General features: G+C 65.4%; 16 protein-coding genes. 6 read left to right on the forward strand and 10 right to left on the reverse strand.

The features are described 5' to 3' along the window. Positions 1-11: 11 nt before the first annotated feature. Both IPV08_RS10640 and IPV08_RS10645 read right to left on the reverse strand, forming a co-directional pair. Positions 12-356, reverse strand: a complete 345-nt coding sequence (locus tag IPV08_RS10640) for a hypothetical protein (RefSeq protein WP_210348358.1) — start codon at positions 354-356, stop codon at positions 12-14. Then, positions 353-598 (reverse strand): hypothetical protein, encoded by a 246-nt coding sequence (locus IPV08_RS10645; RefSeq protein ID WP_091972155.1) that lies wholly within the window; start codon positions 596-598, stop codon positions 353-355. The genes IPV08_RS10640 and IPV08_RS10645 overlap by 4 nt, the downstream gene beginning before the upstream one ends. A gap of 196 nt (positions 599-794) precedes the next feature. Between IPV08_RS10645 and IPV08_RS10650 the strand changes: the two genes are divergently transcribed. Together IPV08_RS10650 and IPV08_RS10655 are read left to right on the forward strand one after the other, a co-directional pair. Then, positions 795-1643, forward strand: a complete 849-nt coding sequence (locus IPV08_RS10650) for a hypothetical protein (protein WP_207411844.1) — start codon at positions 795-797, stop codon at positions 1641-1643. Between the two features lie 77 nt (positions 1644-1720). After that, the gene (locus IPV08_RS10655) at positions 1721-2548 is read left to right on the forward strand and encodes a hypothetical protein (protein WP_207411845.1); all 828 of its coding nucleotides are present in this window, start codon (positions 1721-1723) and stop codon (positions 2546-2548) included. 71 nt (positions 2549-2619) lie between these two features. Here IPV08_RS10655 and IPV08_RS10660 read toward each other — a convergent pair whose 3' ends face one another. From IPV08_RS10660 to IPV08_RS10690, 7 genes are all read right to left on the reverse strand, one after another. Further along, positions 2620-2928: a hypothetical protein gene (locus tag IPV08_RS10660; RefSeq protein ID WP_207411846.1), complete on the reverse strand. Its 309-nt coding sequence runs from the start codon at positions 2926-2928 to the stop codon at positions 2620-2622. Positions 2929-3114: 186 nt separating this feature from the next. After that, positions 3115-3489 (reverse strand): hypothetical protein, encoded by a 375-nt coding sequence (locus IPV08_RS10665; protein WP_207411847.1) that lies wholly within the window; start codon positions 3487-3489, stop codon positions 3115-3117. 383 nt (positions 3490-3872) lie between these two features. Continuing rightward, complete coding sequence (locus IPV08_RS10670) at positions 3873-4724, reverse strand: exodeoxyribonuclease III (RefSeq protein ID WP_348646107.1); 852 nt, start codon at positions 4722-4724, stop codon at positions 3873-3875. Positions 4725-4759: 35 nt separating this feature from the next. Then, the gene (locus tag IPV08_RS10675) at positions 4760-6217 is read right to left on the reverse strand and encodes a 5'-methylthioadenosine/S-adenosylhomocysteine nucleosidase (RefSeq protein ID WP_207411849.1); all 1458 of its coding nucleotides are present in this window, start codon (positions 6215-6217) and stop codon (positions 4760-4762) included. Then, on the reverse strand, positions 6186-7046 hold the full coding sequence (locus IPV08_RS10680) for a hypothetical protein (RefSeq protein WP_207411850.1): 861 nt from the start codon (positions 7044-7046) through the stop codon (positions 6186-6188). Before IPV08_RS10680 ends, IPV08_RS10675 begins: the two co-directional genes overlap by 32 nt. After that, positions 7043-8170 (reverse strand): radical SAM protein, encoded by a 1128-nt coding sequence (locus tag IPV08_RS10685; protein ID WP_207411851.1) that lies wholly within the window; start codon positions 8168-8170, stop codon positions 7043-7045. The genes IPV08_RS10680 and IPV08_RS10685 overlap by 4 nt, the downstream gene beginning before the upstream one ends. A 295-nt stretch (positions 8171-8465) precedes the next feature. Continuing rightward, a complete protein-coding gene (locus IPV08_RS10690) occupies positions 8466-9203 on the reverse strand; it encodes a GIY-YIG nuclease family protein (protein WP_207411852.1) in 738 nt (245 codons plus the stop codon). Positions 9204-9710: 507 nt separating this feature from the next. Between IPV08_RS10690 and IPV08_RS10695 the strand changes: the two genes are divergently transcribed. Both IPV08_RS10695 and IPV08_RS10700 read left to right on the forward strand, forming a co-directional pair. Then, positions 9711-9983, forward strand: coding sequence for a hypothetical protein (locus IPV08_RS10695; RefSeq protein ID WP_207411853.1), 273 nt, complete (start codon positions 9711-9713; stop codon positions 9981-9983). A 255-nt stretch (positions 9984-10238) separates the two neighbouring features. Continuing rightward, positions 10239-10451 (forward strand): hypothetical protein, encoded by a 213-nt coding sequence (locus IPV08_RS10700; RefSeq protein ID WP_207411854.1) that lies wholly within the window; start codon positions 10239-10241, stop codon positions 10449-10451. 185 nt (positions 10452-10636) lie between these two features. On the opposite strand, the gene IPV08_RS10705 is transcribed toward IPV08_RS10700, so the two are convergent. Beyond that, on the reverse strand, positions 10637-12193 hold the full coding sequence (locus IPV08_RS10705; protein WP_207411855.1) for a hypothetical protein: 1557 nt from the start codon (positions 12191-12193) through the stop codon (positions 10637-10639). Positions 12194-13953: 1760 nt separating this feature from the next. Here IPV08_RS10705 and IPV08_RS10710 point away from each other — a divergent pair. Then, positions 13954-14723 (forward strand): IS5 family transposase gene (locus tag IPV08_RS10710; RefSeq protein ID WP_207411856.1). Its coding sequence is split into 2 segments (ribosomal slippage): positions 13954-14269 and positions 14269-14723, totalling 771 coding nucleotides; the frame shifts between segments, so codons are not numbered across the junction. Between the two features lie 64 nt (positions 14724-14787). After that, on the forward strand, positions 14788-15810 hold the full coding sequence (locus tag IPV08_RS10715) for a zinc-binding alcohol dehydrogenase family protein (RefSeq protein WP_055885152.1): 1023 nt from the start codon (positions 14788-14790) through the stop codon (positions 15808-15810). Positions 15811-15950: the final 140 nt, after the last annotated feature.

The following is a 15950-nucleotide window of genomic DNA, read 5'->3' on the forward strand; positions in this document are numbered from 1 at the left end:
GATGTGTCTCCTCAGAACGGAAGGTTGTCCGGATCGATCGGCACGCCGGTAGGGGGCGGGGTGCGCTCAACCGGCGGCGGCGGTGGCAGCGCCGCGCGGCACTCGTCCGCCATGGTCTCGCAGTGCCACTCCCTGAAGAAGTCCCTGCGGTCGAGGTCGAGGCCGACATGGACGGAGTACCGCTCCCCGACGCGGACGCCCCGACCGATGGGGCAGTCGTCGCACACGACGGGGCGGCGGGCAGTGTGTCGGCGGACGACGCCGCCCTCGGTGAAAGAGGGCTCGATCCGGTCGGGACCCCCGTCCTCGCCTAGCCGGTTCTGCTCCTCGGCGAGGACGCTGCACCACGACGTCACAGGCAGCCCCCCACGTGCACGAGGGCATGCTCGACGCTGACGGCCCGGCGCAGGGGCGTCGAGGGCGGGCGGCGACCCGACAGGGCGGAGGAGAGGTCACCCTCGTTCACGCCTGCCGCGAGGGCGAAAGCGCGCTGGGATCCGGCCTGGGCGACCGCCGCGCGGAGGAGATCTAGGACGTCGTCGTCGGTGACTAGGCGCGGGGGGTCGACCGCGCGCTCGGGTGCGCTCGTGGAAGCCATCAGATCCTCGGGAAGGTGTAGTCGGCGTCTAAGGGAAGGGTAATGCGAGGCTTTGCACTTTGCAACGGCCAAATGTAAGATGAGCGAAGAAAATCTCTGAACGTTGTTCAACGAACGCCAACTTAAACAAGTACAGGATTTCCAACTCACAAGGGCTGAAACGTTTTTTCGCCGGAAAATTCCAGGAGACCGTCGTTTGCCCCCCTTCCCCGTACCCCCGCTCGCTCTCGGCATGACGTTCGCTCAGGACTACGAGCACACGTACCGCCGAGGGACCGCCCTCCTCTGGACGTCCCGCACGACTTCCCCGGCATTCATCCTGGCGCTCGCGCGCGAGCCCGCGCGCATGCGCGCGGCCGGGTACGTCCACTTCATCGTGGGGGACCGGGGCATGACCGCGGTCTGGTGGCCGGAGAACTGCAAGCTTGACGACGCCGAGATCGCCGCGCTCCAGGCCGACGTCGACGCCCTCGTCGCAGCCGAGGCCGCCGCCGTCATCGAGGCAGCCGCCGCGCGGGAGGCTGCCCTCGCCAAACTCGCGGCCGCCACTCGCGCCCGGGCGGCCGCGCTGCTCCCCCGGCTCGCCGATCTCGTGTCGAAGGGGGCCTGGCAGCTCGGGCGATCCCTGCCCGAAGCGACACAACTCGTCGGGGTTTCACCCCTCCCCGATTCGTCAGCTTGGCGGGTCTGTGATCTGGTTTCGAAGGCCGAGGCGACCCGGACGCGGGCCGAAGCGAGGCTGCGTCAACTCGCCCCGGAAGCATGGCTGCGGCTCGCGGCGGATCCCGACGTCCGGGCCGCGGCGCTGGAGGGATGCCGGATCCTCTCGGCCCTCGACGGGGACCGCGCGTCCAAGAGGAATGGTGAGGGCTGGGGCCAGGACGACACGGGCGTCGGGCACCTCCTCGCCGAGAGGAAGGAGCTCACGGAGCGGGAGGCGGCCCACGCCCTGCGGCTACTCCACCACCATCGCAGGCAGCTTCCCGTCGAGCTCCGGTCCCGAGCCTTCGACGCCGCGATCCAGCCGGACGTCCCCGCGCTTTGAAACTTTCAAAGCGCGGGGCTTCAATCGGTGAAGAGCGGGCCGATCGGGACCGCCCTCAGCACACAAGGAAGATCACGATGGCCAAGTTCAAGTCCGCCCTCGCCGCCTCCACCGCCCCCCGGCGGGCCGCCCCGGTCGTCGACGCCGCGAAGGCCGCCAAGGAGCGGGCAGGCCTCGCTGCGCTGGCCCAGATGATCGCCGAGATGATCGTCGCGCTGTTCCGGTTCATCGTCGGCGGAACCTGGGGCGACCTGAAGCGCGACGTTTCCACCGCTCGGAAGGTCGCGGGGCTCGCCCGGTCTGTAGGCGGGCACGCCCTCGTCGGCGTCGGTAAGGGGCTGGAGCCGGCGTTCCGCGCGGTCAACGCCACGGCCTCGGCGGTCGGCGCGACGCTCGGCGCCCTGATCCCCCGCGCGCCCGCCGGACCCCGTCAGGTCGCCGACGCCGCCGTCGCGCATGACGACGCCGCGTCGGACGGCTTGGGCAACCCGCGGATCCACGTGCCGATGGCTTTGCTTGGGACGCAGCTCCAGCTCGCCGCCGAATGCCGTGCTCGCGGGAACGACCTGGCCGCGAGTTTCCACCTCACGGACGCCTCGCCGGCCGTGAGGGCATGGATCGAAGGGCTGACCCGGGGTCAGGCCGTCGCCCTCGCCGAGATGAACCCGTGGGCGATCGAGGCTCACCTGGACGGCACCAAGCTCACGTCGCTGCCGCCGGTCCCGAAGGTCGTCCCGGCCGCGAAGGTCGGCACCCTCAGCGACGCCGAGATGCGCGCCATGGAGGCCCAGGCTCGCCGGAACCGGCGGGACGACCGGGACGAGATCGCCGCCCGCGCTCGCCGGGTACTCCCCATGGAAGTCGACCACTCCGCCGGGTACACGGCGGGCCACTCCTTCCACTGAGCCACCCGCCCAAACGAAAGGCCCGCCGGCTCCCACCGGCGGGCCTTTTCCGTTTCGGGATGCAGTCGACCTCAGACGCCGAGGATCTCGCGGAGGGTCGCGGAGTGCGCCTGTTCCCGGCGGAGGGCTGCCCGAAGCTCGGCGATCTCGCGGGCTGCCTCGGCCACCGTGCGCTCCGCAGCGGCTGCCCGGCGCTGGGCATGGGCCTGGTCCGCGCGAGCTTCCTGGAGACGGATCGCGAGCTCCTGCACCGAGGACGCTGCGGCCCGGCGCTCCCTGCGGATCTCTGCACCAAAACGGTCGACTGCGATGACACCGAGAGCGAGACCACGAGCGACCTGGGAGGAAGCTTCGAGGGAGATGGAGGTCATGTGGGACATCGGGGCTCTCCTCGGCGGCGGGTGTGAGGAGAGAGTCGCCGAAGACCGAATCGGGCGCAACTGGATTTGGATTTCTTCCCTGGCCTTTCGTAAACGGGCGCCGAAGTGGCGAGACGTCTCCAAATGCCATGGGGGTCTGTCCTCCCGTTACTCCTAAGCAACGAAACGGCGTTTGCCGTCACACCGTTACGCTCGCTTCGGGCGTTGCAGGAGGCGGACCTGAAGGCCGACGACGACTTCCTGCATGGCGTAGACGACGCCCTCCTTGCCGGCCTCCCGGTCGGCCTGCGACCTCTCGACAAGCTTCCGGGCGACACCCCGCAGCAGGGCTTCCGGATCGACGGGGGTGCTCAGCCGGGCGCCCTCGGGCGCGGAGAGGATGGAGTCGCGGAGGGCGTCCACGATCGCCCGGTCGAGCGTCGCGGGATCCGGACGGCCGATGTTCTTCCAGTGCTGCCGCATGTCTCGCATCCGGTTCGCCGTCTGGCGGCGGATCCGGCCGATCCGGCGGGCGCCTGTTTCGAGGTAACTCTGGGCGGGGTGATAGGATGGCTCTCTCATGCGAGGAGACTACCACCTCGGCATGCAAGTCACGTCACATGTGACGGCTTCCTGAACAGGTGTTCATAATGACGGGCGCACAGCGGGCGCACGTGCGCCTGAAATGGGCCGGCGTGCGCCCGACTGCGACCCACGTGTGTTGCCAGGTGCACTGGCCGGGGCGAGGCTGTCACTTATGAAGATCGAGGTCACATTCGACGTCTGCGCGTATCGACGGGGCGCTGCCCATCACGATGTGGGCGGCCCGGCAGGTCGGCGAGATCCTCAAGCACGTCGCGGAGGGCTAGGCGCCCGACCCGCGGTATCGGTTCTACATGTGAGCGGCACGCCCTATGGCGTCGCGTCGGCCTCGCAGCCGATGCGAAGGTCCGGCCGGCCGACCGTCAAACGACGAGGCCGGTCCCCACAGATCGGCCAGCGAGGTGGTAGGGCGTCGGCTGCCGCAGGATGTCATCCGCCTCGTCCGCCGGTTCCGGGACGTTCAACTCGACCTCGACCGGGCAGTGGTCGGAACCAGCCCTGTCAGGGAGGTGGCGGCAGGCGACGAGGTTCCCTCGCAGCGTCTCCTCGACGAAGACGTAGTCGAGCCGCCAGCCGATGTTCCGCTCCCGTACGGTCGAGCGCATGCTCCACCAGGTGTAGTGGCCGCCGCCGGGCTGGAACTGCCGGAAGGCATCGACGAAGCCCGACGCCAGCAGCCGGTCGACCCAGGAGCGCTCCTCGGGAAGGAACCCAGCGTTGCCACGGTTGGGGGCCGGGTTCGCGAGGTCGATCTCGGTATGGGCGACGTTGAAGTCGCCGACTAGGACGAGCGGCCGGCCGGCCGCTCGTTTCTCGGCGATGAAGGCGTCGAGCGCTTCGAGGAACGAGACCTTCTCGGCGACCCGCGTCAGCTCGCGGTGGCTGTGAGGTGCGTAGACGTTGACGAGGCTGAACGTCTCGAAGTCCACGGTCAGGACCCGCCCTTCGACGTCTGAGTGATGGCCAATGCCGCGCGTCACCCCATGCACCTCCAGCCCCTCGCGGACCAAGGTCGCGACGCCGCTGTAGCCGCCCCGCTCAGCCGAGTTCCAATACGCGACGTAGCCCTCGAACCAGTTGGTCGTGAGCAGGTCCTCCTGCACCTTCACTTCCTGGAGGCAAACGACGTCGTTCCCGGCCAGGCGCAGCCAGGCCTCGAAGTCGTTGCGGACGGTCGCCCGCAAGCCATTCACGTTCCAGGTGGTTATGCGCACGACTCGCCCGCTATGGTGTCCCTAGTCGGGTATTATTAGACGGTTTTCGTTGTCGAAAGAGGCATGCTCTCGATTAAATCCACGGCAAAAACAGCCGCCGCCATCGCGGCGTAAGGGTGCCATTTGTCGTTCTTCCTGTCGTTCGCGTAGTCGCAAATCCCCCTCACGACGAAGAACCCCCTGCCGTTGCCCATCGCCGCCTCGGCAACGCCGGCGCCCTCCATCTCGACCGCGATGACGCCGTACTTCTTGCGTATGCGCTCCCTTTCCTTATGGCTCTTCACGACCTTGTTCGCGCTTCCGACTGCGCCTACGAACGCGATGGAGGCGTGCCGCTTGCGCCTCTCGTCCTTGGCGCGACGGATGGCGAGCGGTTTCGTTCGAGCCTCGTCCTCGTACAGGACGTCGGTCCGGTCGGACGGCCGTTGGTAGGGGCCGCCCTTCTGCGTAACCGCCGCGAGGCGAGCGTTATACCGGGCCATCTCGACCTCGCTGCCGGCGAGGGTTTCCGCCATCGTAGTCAAGGCACGGACGGGGGCCATCGGCTGATGGGCTGCCTGCTGCCCCTTCACGCGTTCCTTGACGAAGTCGTACTGGATCACCCCCTTGCGTCCGGAGACGACGATGTCCCCCAGCCTCACGTCCTCATCGTTCGGGACGATCCGCGGGATGCCGCCCGCGATGCCCACCATGACAATCTCCTCCAGCGCAAAATCCGCGAAAAGCCGTTCGGCCAAGGCTGCGGAGATGTTGTTCCCAGCGCCAGTCCTCACGACCACGATCTCGTGCTTGCCGCCGTTGCGGGCGGGCAACGTCCCATGGACGTAATCGCGGAGCACGCCTTCCACCCGGGTCACCTTGCGGTCGATGTCACCAAGGAGCGAAACGACCGCATCCATCTCGACCGTGAGCGCGGTAACGATGCCGAGCGTCGGGTTCCTCGTCGTCGAGAGCATGTCGGTTTCTCGCTTCTTGGATATGATGTGGCCCAACGTGCGCGTGCAGAGCGTACCGCTCATGACGTCAGCCTCGTCATAGAGCTCGGTCTTCACGCCATGGAACACAAGGCGCTTTCGGATGAAGCCGTCGCTGTAGTCCTTCGGCATCGTGACGACGGTTCGGGCGCTAAACGACGTGCCCTTCGCGCACTGCTCATGGGCGAGTTCCATGGCCTCCGCCGACACGTTCGTCGTCCCGGCGACCATCAGGTAGGAATCGATGGAGTCGAGGGCCCCCTGCTGCAGCTTCACAGAGAGCACGTGATCAAGATCGTCGAGATCGCACAATCGCGCTCCGTTGGCCCGGAGCACGTCCTTGAACGTCCGCCCGATTGTCGAGAACGGCTCCTGCTTAGAGTGCCGGACCCTGACCTTCCATCCGGCGAGCGCCTGGTCAGGAATGTCGCAGACATCCCTTAATTCCGCGAAAGCCTTTTCCCAATCATCTAGCACGATGCGACGCTCAAGTGGCTCGGTAGAATTCGGCGCCGTCATCGGTAAGCATCAAATTCCCGCGTTCGTTCGAACTCACGAAGGATATAACGCGCAAGGCTTCTAGCGTGACGCCAGGGTTAGGGTCGATCATCTCGAAGACTTTGTCAGACAAGATATCTTCTCTCGAAATTGTGGAAGCGCTCGAAATTTTCTTTAATATTGCGCGGGCTGAGTTGGAGAAAATGGTTGAGACCACTTCCGAGAATACGCTCTCGTCGACATCGGCGGATTTAGTAAGGTCCGTCTCCGCACTGGCGGACAACAGCCCGTTCACGCTCTCAGAGCGTATCAACCAGACGTACTTCGCGGGGTCCTGGTCCCCGTGCTGGCCCTGGACTTGAGCGTAACGATGCCCAAAGACAGAGAACTGGATCTTGCTGCGCTCGTCGAACGCCTTGAGGTCAACCGCCTTCTTGCCGATCATCCTGAGCGTGCGCAGCTTTTGCTTCCAGTCCAAAAATCCCTTTCTCTCCCAGTTATTCAGGTTCCACTTGACGACACCCCAACCATCGCGGGCGACGCTGTCGGGAACATGATACAGGACTTGGAACGGAGCCTTGTCGTCGGTCTGCATCTCCTCGCAGATCTGCCGATGGAATGGATCGGTCAGCGCTCGCGCACCGCCTGTCACGTGGATGCACTTCCCAACATCGTCAGCGCGCAGGAGGTCGAGCAGCAGGGTGTTCGTCGCGGCATGGACGCGTTCGTTGGCGCGCGGGTCATCCTTCGACCAGCTCAGGATCTCGGCCTTGCGCGCCACGGCGCGGGAGACGCCGGCCTCGACGAGGGTCTCGACGAGCCTGTCCTTCTCGGTGGCGGCCTTGGTCATGACGCAACGGCCCCGACCGTCTCCGGCGGGGAGGCGTCCCAGGCGAGCCTGTGGTTCCACACGTACTCGTCCTGCCCCGGCTTGAATGAGAAGCAGACCGGGACGAGATCCCCGTACTTCTTGTGACGGCTACGGTTGGTGCAAGGCGTCATCCGGTCGAGGTCGTGCCCCGCCAACTCGTTGGCGTGCGACCGTTCCCAGCCGATCCTGCCCTCCGCCCAGGTCGCCACCCCGAAAGCCGTGCAGATTAGGTTCGAGCAGATCCGGATCGTGCCGTTCGGGTGGACCATGACCCGCTCGCCGAGCTTGACCGGGCAATAGCCGTAGTAGTCCGGCTTCCGGGCGAACTCCGCCTTCGTCACGAAGCACTGGGGCAGCCGGACCTTGATGCTGAACGCCCCAGACCGAACCTTGGCCGAGAGCTCCTCGTAGACCGGCACCCAGTCCTGAGGGCGGGGCGCGAAGTTACCCGTCCAGGTATCCATCGGGATGCCGACCTTGAACAGGTCGTGGAAGTTGACCTGGTGGACGCCGAGTCCCTCCACGAAACGGATCATCCGTTCGAGGTTTAGTATCCCGGCCTCGTCGCGATCCAAGAACAGCTTCTGCACGCAGCACGTCACGGTCACGAAGTAACCCAGGCCGACGGCCTTGCGGATCGCGTCGACGGCCCGGACGAACGTTCCCTTGCCGCGGAGCGGGTCGTTGGTCTGCGCCGAGAAGCCGTCGAGGCTGAACGCGACCTCGTCCAGACGCGCGAACGACGGCTGGTCGAGAAGCGACGAGACGCGCTGTCCGTTCGTGTCGATCCGCACGTACTCGTAGCCGAGCGCACGGGTTCCTTCGATCAGGTCGAGCAGCGGACGCCCACCCTGCCTATGGCCGTAAAGCGTCGGCTCGCCCCCCAGGAACGTCACCTTGCCGGCGCCGAGCTTGCGGAAGGTCGCCAGCAGCCCAAGCGCGTCGTCTAGAGGGATCTCCTCATTGATGAAGTGCGAGATGCTCGGCTTGTAGATGCACTGCTCGCATTCTAGGTTGCACCGGTCAGTCACGTACATGAAGACCTGGTGCAGGCGCCGGAAATGATGGGCGAACTCGGGGTCCGCTGTGAACGTCGTCGGCATCAAGAGACGGCCCTTCCGCCGGAATCGCTCACCGTGAAGTCAAGCATGGCGCTAGGTATGGGACAAGCGTGTGGTGGCGTCGCTCTATCGGTTATGCACGTCGCTCACAACGTGCACCCATCACGACGCATGGCGCGCGCCGAAGTTCGCGACTTCCCTTAAGGAAGGCATTCGCCCGCAGTCGGCTTGACCGCCTCGCTTTCCTCTTGCTGAGTTCCGCTCGGCCGTCCGGCGACGCGTTGACACACCCGAAAAGGTCGCCCCTCTTCATACACGCCGGATGCTCGGCCTGGGTTCAGGCGGCGAGGTGGGACAAGTTGCCGAGCGTTCTGATCTCGTGCCCATCGGCCCTCATCATGGCGCCGAGCCGACGGGCGGCCTCGTGGAAACCGATGCGGAAGAACTCCCGGTCGCCCCGCAACCGGAATTCGGCCAAGCACTCATGCGCCCGTCGTTCGACGAGCGCATGGTTCATGACGCGCCAGCAACGCCTAACGCCGAAGGGAATGGGCACGCCGGTCGCCCTATTGATCTCCGCCGCACGCTCCTGGAGCGTCCTTTCGGTCCTCCCGACCTTGAGCAGGTCCGGCCATTCGCGCGTCGAGAGAACGTAGAGCCAGCCCGAGCTAGGCTCCTCCGTGATCGTGAGTTCGCCCAGAAACACCTTGAGGCACTGCCGCAGGGAGAACCGACGCAGGTTGGTTAGGGCCGTCAGGAAGCCACTCGCGTTGGCGTCGCGGATGGCGGACCTTAGAAAGGTCAACTCCTTCGAGATGGCCTCCGCCAGCCCACGCGACGGGTATCCAAGCTGCCCCATCACGGTGAACCAGTCCCACTGATCCTCCTTGAAGATGCGGGTGAACATGCCCTTCGTGGTGCTCACCGCATCCAGCGCGACGCCAGAGGGCTCAGGTGGGAGACGTGCCTGTAGAAGGTCCAGGACGAGCCGTGCGGCGGCTCGACGTTCGGCCATCGTCGCCGGCTTGGGCGGGGCCATGCCGAACCCCCATTTCTCGTGCACCTCGACCGGCATGGCGTCCTCGTACCCTGATCCCGGCGATCATAGTCCAGCCGACAGGTTTTTGGGACTCGTCCTCGGGCTTGGCCGGGCGTTGGCGCATGGCCATGGCCGCGGTCCGGAAACGTCCATCGGAACCTGTTCGGAAGCCGAAACGGGCGTAACGCGTGACGGGTAGCGTCCTGCGTTACGCATTCAGAGCGGAGCCACTCTGGATCGGCGTCCCGGAGACTGCCCGGGCTCGCGCCCAGGCTTTCCTTGGGGATCCACATGTCGATTGCGGCAAACCATGGATGAACCAGGGTAATCGACACTGGGCGCGTAGACGCCTGTGACATGGTTTCCTTTATGTCTACGCATGCTTCCAGGCCGTCGCCCGTACCTCTGAGCCCCACCGTGTTCATCCCCGGCCGCCTAATACCGGACGCACGTCCGCTGCACCCAGGCAGCGCCGCGCTTCCCTTCCACGCGATCCGCGAGGCCTGACCGGCGAGACGCCGGCGGCCCGCGCACGGGGCCGCCATGAACCTCCACGAACCCAATCTGTCCCATGACGCCTACCGCCAAGTCGACGAGGTCTTCCGCTGCCTGTCGTCGTTCAAGGACCTCGGCGAGGTGGCTTTCAAGCGAGCGGTGCGGGCGGTGCTTGTCACCATGGGGCGCGCCGCCCACGAGGAGGGCGAGCGACGCGCCCGGGGGCTGGCCGAGCGCAGCGCCCCTTGCTCGACCGACGTCCGGGTGACCACGCACGCCCAACTTCGGGGCGACCCGGACGGCTTCGACATCGCTCACTGATCTTTCGCCCGGCAACCCCTCGACCACGAAGCATCCCTGATGTCCCACCGTCCCCCGCCGATACCCCGGCGCGGCCAGCCGTCCCCGTGCGGCCCGGCCCTCGCGCGCCCCGAAAGGGTCCCGCGCGCCCTCGCACCCACCGAATCCCGCATCCTTGAGACCTGTCCCGGCGCCTGAGCGCCCGGCCGCCTCGCGAAGGAGGCCGCCGCGACCAAGCCCCCCAGGAAGATCCTCAAGCCCCACCCCGTCAGCGTCATGGAGATCGGGTCCGTCGACGACTTCCTGTCGGCATTCCCTAAGCCCGACGAGGACCTCGCCAAGTCCTCCGTCCGCATAATTTTGGCGATGACGCAGGTGCAGGACGCCCTCACCACCCGCGACCGCGGGCGGATCGAGGAGCCGACCGGCACCGCCATGGTCGTCGACGTGCACGGCCCAGACTGGGTCGAGCCCGTTCACAGGCCCTGACCCGCGTCGGGCATTGGGGCTTGGTGTTCCGGTACCCAGCTGGCAAGCTCAACGGCAAGCGCGAGACGGGCACGGACGAGGCGGCCAACATGCTCGGGGCGGGGCAGAATGCCCTCGGCGTCTCGCACGCACCGGACCGCCTTCTGCCACCCACGCTGGTCGCCACGGCGGACATCCGCGCCCTCCTACTCCGGCGCGCTCCGCGGAGCCGATGCGAACGCCCTTCCCTGTCGCAGCAGCCAGCCCAGACCTCCCGGGGCATGCTCGGACTCGACCCCGCTCGCACGCGCAAGCGTGACCAGGGCATCGCGCGCCTTCTCCCGGGCTGCTGGTCCGAAGCGGCCGTAGACCTCCCAAAGATGCATCGCCAGATCCCGGTGGTACTCGAACTCACTCTCCGCCCGCTGCAGGTCGGAGTTGTTCTCGGCCCTTTCGGCCGCCCGTTCGAGATCGATCTCAGTTCTCTCGTTGTCGCGGACCTCGCCGAGGCAGTCCTGGATGTCTTCCAACGTCAGCGTGAAGACCCCGAGATCCGGCCTAATGGTCTGAAGCTTGGACGCCACATCCCCGCAATCCGAGCAAATGTAACGCTGCCACCGCGACGCGACGACCGGCCTCTCCAGATGCTCGGGATAGAGGTCCCGCCTAAAGGCCATGTTTCCGGCGTCCGTCTCGAAATTGACGCCCGGGTGGATGCGGATCTGACCAAACCAGCTTCCCGTCTTCCCAAGCCGTAGGATCGCGCGTTTGCCACGCCCGCAGCAGGGACAAGACCAGTCGGTCGGGGTTCGCTCCCAAGCGCGGGCGGGCTTCGCCTCGAAGGCGGCGAACTCGGCATCGGTCGGGTGGCGGACCTTGGCAATACGACGCGGACGGCTCGATTTCCCGACCCCGTCACGGCTCAGCGAGCGCTCCCTGAGGTCGCCCCAGATGCGGGACAGCCACGTGTTGAGCTGTCGAATGGGAGCTTGGCGTAAGGCATGCCGCCCAAGAAACGCGTTAAACGTTGAAGGTTGGATCAGCGGCACTGAGTTAACGTTCCGCTCCACCGCGAAAAGCCCAGTGGCGAGGCGGTCGACCAGGGTGTCGGCGAAGGCCAACCGGTCCTCGTATGCTGCCCTGGCGTCGAGCCAGATCCCGCTCGCGGCATCGACATCGACCTCGTTCATCGTGTTGGCATGCGGACGGATGAAGCCAGCCATCTCGGAGGGCGAGAACGAGAAATGGCGTGGTAGCCCGAGCGTCCTTTTAGCCTCCCCCTCGGCGGTGTTGCAGCCGTCGCAGACCATCGTGTCACGGAAACGCGTAACGAGGGCCTGCATGTGGTCTCCCGCGTGACGCGAGGGGAGCGGCACGCCCTTCGCCCATGGGATGCCGAAGCGCTCGTTCAGGCGGCCGCCCACGTAGTCGCGCATGTGGTCGTGATGGAGGTGCAGGTGGGCCAGCAGCACCCCGCCCTCCAGCAGCCGGACGATCCCGGGCTTGTCGCGCCCGCAGCATGTGCAGCGCCAGTCCACCGGCGTCTCGAACCAATTCCAGTTGAGATCGAGGCCAGTCGCTCCGGATCTTCGGATGAGGCCTTTCGTCTGCTCGGTCCACTTCCCGTCGAGGTGCGGGAACCAGTGGGCGAGACCAGCCTCATCCAGTTTGAAGGCCTCCGGCAAGGTCAGTTCGACCTTCGTCTCACCGGGACGATCGGCCGTATCCGACGTTCCGCCGAGTTCCCTCTCGCCTGTTGTCATCGTGGGCCGCCGAACTCCTGGAAACTTAGAGGACACAGTTCGGGTCGCCGCGGTCAAGGATGACGATGCGGCCGTCCTGGGCACGGGTCGACGTTCGACCGGACTGGGCAGCATCCTGCACGAGCAGGTGCTGCGCCCCCAAACCAGGACGACCGGCATTCCGGGCAGGAGGAACACGGGCCCAATCGAGTCCCCCCGCGCGCTCACCTTCGTGTGAAGACCTGGAAGGAACGCCAATGACAGTCTCTCGCCTGCTAATCTCCTCGCTTAGGGCCACGCTGACACTGTCGATCTTGCTTAACGGATTGTGTTGGTGTCCACTTAAAGCTTTCCACCCAACCTGGTCATAGAGCGGACGGACGGGTGTCGACCCAAGCCGGTCGTCCAAACCGCCGTCAGCACAACCGCTAAGCGGCCATTCGTCGGCCACTCGGAGTGCTTACGCGCGGTTCACCGCCTGCGCTCCCACCGGCTTCGGCGCGGACGCGCGGGGTGGCCCGTCCAGGAGGCCCTGTCCTCATGTCAGCTTAGCTCTGCTGCAGATGAGGCAAGGGTGCATATCGACGTCTAGATTTGAGGTCGCTAAATTGCCGATCTCGAAATTCGTTCGGGTCGACATTCCGCCACTGCCTCACTGTCTTAGCAGCACGGGCGTGATGTGCGCGTCACGTTGCTGCGCCAAAGGAAGCGGCACGCTATTAGGGCCTGTCGTCGCCTGAACTGATTAGCTGGACCAAACGACGGTACGTCTATCCATGGTGCGCAACGGCACAATGCCTGCGCCATAATCAAGTGGCTATGGATTGAGCAGCGACTCCCAGCCGTCTGCCTTGATATGCAGCATTAATTGCATCAAGGATAATCGTATTGGCTGGAAAATTTGCAATTTACATCCTGATCGTCGGTTCCCTAATGGCTGGCCCGGTGATGGCTAAGGAATCAGGTGTTAAGAAAAACAAACGTCACGCGCCGCGGATCGAAGTAGTTCAGCCCAACTCCATGCGCAGTGAATCCGACCGCCAGCGCGATCCCCTTGGTATCATACAGCGACAGGGGGTGAGCAGCCTGTATGGCGGGATGGGTAATATGGGTGGGGGGTCCGGGCGGAGCGCGAACACCGGGGTTGGCTTGGGAGCCCATGGCAACAGCCAGGGACCTCGATTTTAGCGCACCGTTGAAGGCATCCTCGCCGCAGACGAGAAGAGGGTCGGCTCTCATGATTTGGGCAACGAGAATCATAGATGTCGGCGAGGATTCCTATCTTCGAGAATTATTCTGTATGCAGCGATCCATAATGGGAAACCCGCAGTACATGATGTTAGTGCGTGTTTATCTCGCAGATGACAAGCAGCAGCTGTATGTCCGAATTTATGATTATGACCTGATGCCTTCGTACTATGGGTTCACGAGAATCAGCCACACGCAGTTACCTCGAGCGCCCGAATTTCTCGAAGGCGACGCAAATGCGTTCGAAGAAATGTTTCAGTCCTGGGGGTAAGAAAATTCGGCGTGGTATTGCTTGCGCCAATTGAAGGCGGCAGCAAGACCGCGGTTATCTATGAAGCTGACAGGGGTCTTCACGTATCGATCAGAGGTTTCGTCTAGATCATTGTGCGTAGCTCAGAATCATTCTCCTGCTTAAGAGACAGGAAAACGCCAGCACAGCTGATCCATTCAAGTGACAACAGGCCCTAGGGCCTGTCGTCGCCTGGACAGATTGGTTGGGCTTGCGTTTTCGTCTCTCTAATGGAGGAGGGACGATGCTGAGCGACGCGCAATGGGCTGATCTGGAGCCTCTGGTTGAAGTCTGCCGGCCCAAGGCCAAAACGCCTCCTCAGGATCTGCATCGCACGCTCTCGGCCATCCTTTGGCGGCATCAGAACGGAGCCAAATGGCGAGCCATTCCCGAGGAATTGGGACCCTGGTGGCGGGCTGCCCAGATCTTCATCCGCTGGTCGCGTGCCGGCGTCTGGGAGCGGCTTCTTCACCTCGTGCAGGAGCGCGGTGTCCAACTCGGTATGGTGTTCCTCGACGGCACGAACGTTCGGGCGCACCAAAAGGCGGCGGGAGCCGCCAAAAGGGGGGATCTGCAGCCGAGCGAGACGCTCGTGAAGCTGTTGGCCGCTCGCGTGGCGGGTATGGCACCAAGGCTTGCGTGATCGCCGACGGGCAGGGCCGCGCCATCGCCTTCCGTCTGGCGCCCGGTCAGGCTCATGAACTCCCTCACGCTGTTCCCCTGCTCGACCAACTGCCGGGGGTGCCCAAATGGGTCGTGGGGGACCGCGGCTATACCAGCCACGTCTTTCGCGAACACATCTGGAATATGGGCGCTCGGCCTGCGATCCCGCCTCAGCGCCACGAAGCGCCCGTCGCTTGCCCGGATTGGATCTACAACAACCGCAACCAGGTCGAGCGCCTCTGGGCCAGGCTCAAAGAGTGGCGCGCCATCGCCACCCGCTACGAGAAGACTGCCGTCAGCTTCATGGGCGTCCTCTCCCTCGCCGCCGCCCTCGATTGGCTCAAGCGATGACACGCCCTAGACGGTCTGGGACGGCGGCCCGAGGCCGCCCGTCGCGACATCCCGGGAGACACCCATGCGCGCCGTCACCTACACCGAAGGCTCACCGATCGATGCGCCTAGAGCGCTCGTGGACACGACCTTCCCCGATCCCGTGCCGGCCGGGCGCGATCTGCTCGTACGCGTGCAGGCCGTCTCTGTGAATCCGATCGACACCAAGGTGCGCCAGGGCGCCTACAAGCAGGGCTGCGAGCCGAAGATTCTCGGCTGGGATGCGGCCGGAACCGTGGTCTCGGTCGGACCGGAGGCGCGCCTGTTCAAGCCCGGCGACGTGGTGTTCTACGCCGGTGCGCTCGACCGGCCGGGCAGCAACGCCACGTTCCAATGCGTGGACGAGCGCCTAGTCGGTGCCAAGCCGGCCACCCTCGATTTCGCCGCCGCTGCGGCGCTGCCGCTCACCGCGCTGACCGCCTGGGAGATGCTGTTCGACCGGCTCGACGTCTCCAAGCCCGTGCCGGGTGCCGCCCCCGCGATCCTGATCGTCGGCGGCGCCGGCGGCGTCGGCTCGATCGCGATCCAGCTCGCCCGGCAGCTCACGGACCTCACCGTGATCGCCACGGCCTCCCGCCCCGAGACGGCGCAATGGTGCCGGGACCTCGGCGCCCACCACGTGATCGACCATGCGAAGCCCCTCGCCACCGAGGTGGCGGCGCTCGGTCTTCCCGGGGCGCCCGGGTTCGTGTTCGCGACGACGCAGACCGGTGCGCATCTTCCGCAGATCATCGAGCTCCTCGCGCCGCAGGGACGCCTCGGCCCGATCGACGACCCCGAGACCCTGGACGTGATGCCGCTCAAGCCCAAGAGCCTGTCGCTGCACTGGGAGCTGATGTTCACCCGCTCGCTGTTCCAGACCGCCGATATGGAACGGCAGCACGCTATCCTGACCGAGATCGCCCGCCTGATCGATGCGGGACGGCTGCGCACGACGTTGACCGAGACCTTAGGTCCAATCGACGCCGCCAACCTGGCACGCGCCCACGCGCTCATCGAGAGCGGGAAGGCGAGGGGCAAGGTCGTCCTCGCCGGGTTCAGCGACTGAACCGGCAAGCGAAGCGTCCCGGCTCGGAGCCGGGACACTTTCTGCATCAGCCCGCGATGCCTCCGCGTCGCGGCTTGGACTAACGTTATCTCGACGTCGGCTCTGATGCCGCAGCCGCTCGAAAGCGGACCTGCGGAAAT

The sequence above is a fragment of the Methylobacterium sp. SD274 genome, from assembly GCF_017355285.1.
In the GTDB taxonomy this organism is placed as follows: Bacteria; Pseudomonadota; Alphaproteobacteria; order Rhizobiales; family Beijerinckiaceae; genus Methylobacterium.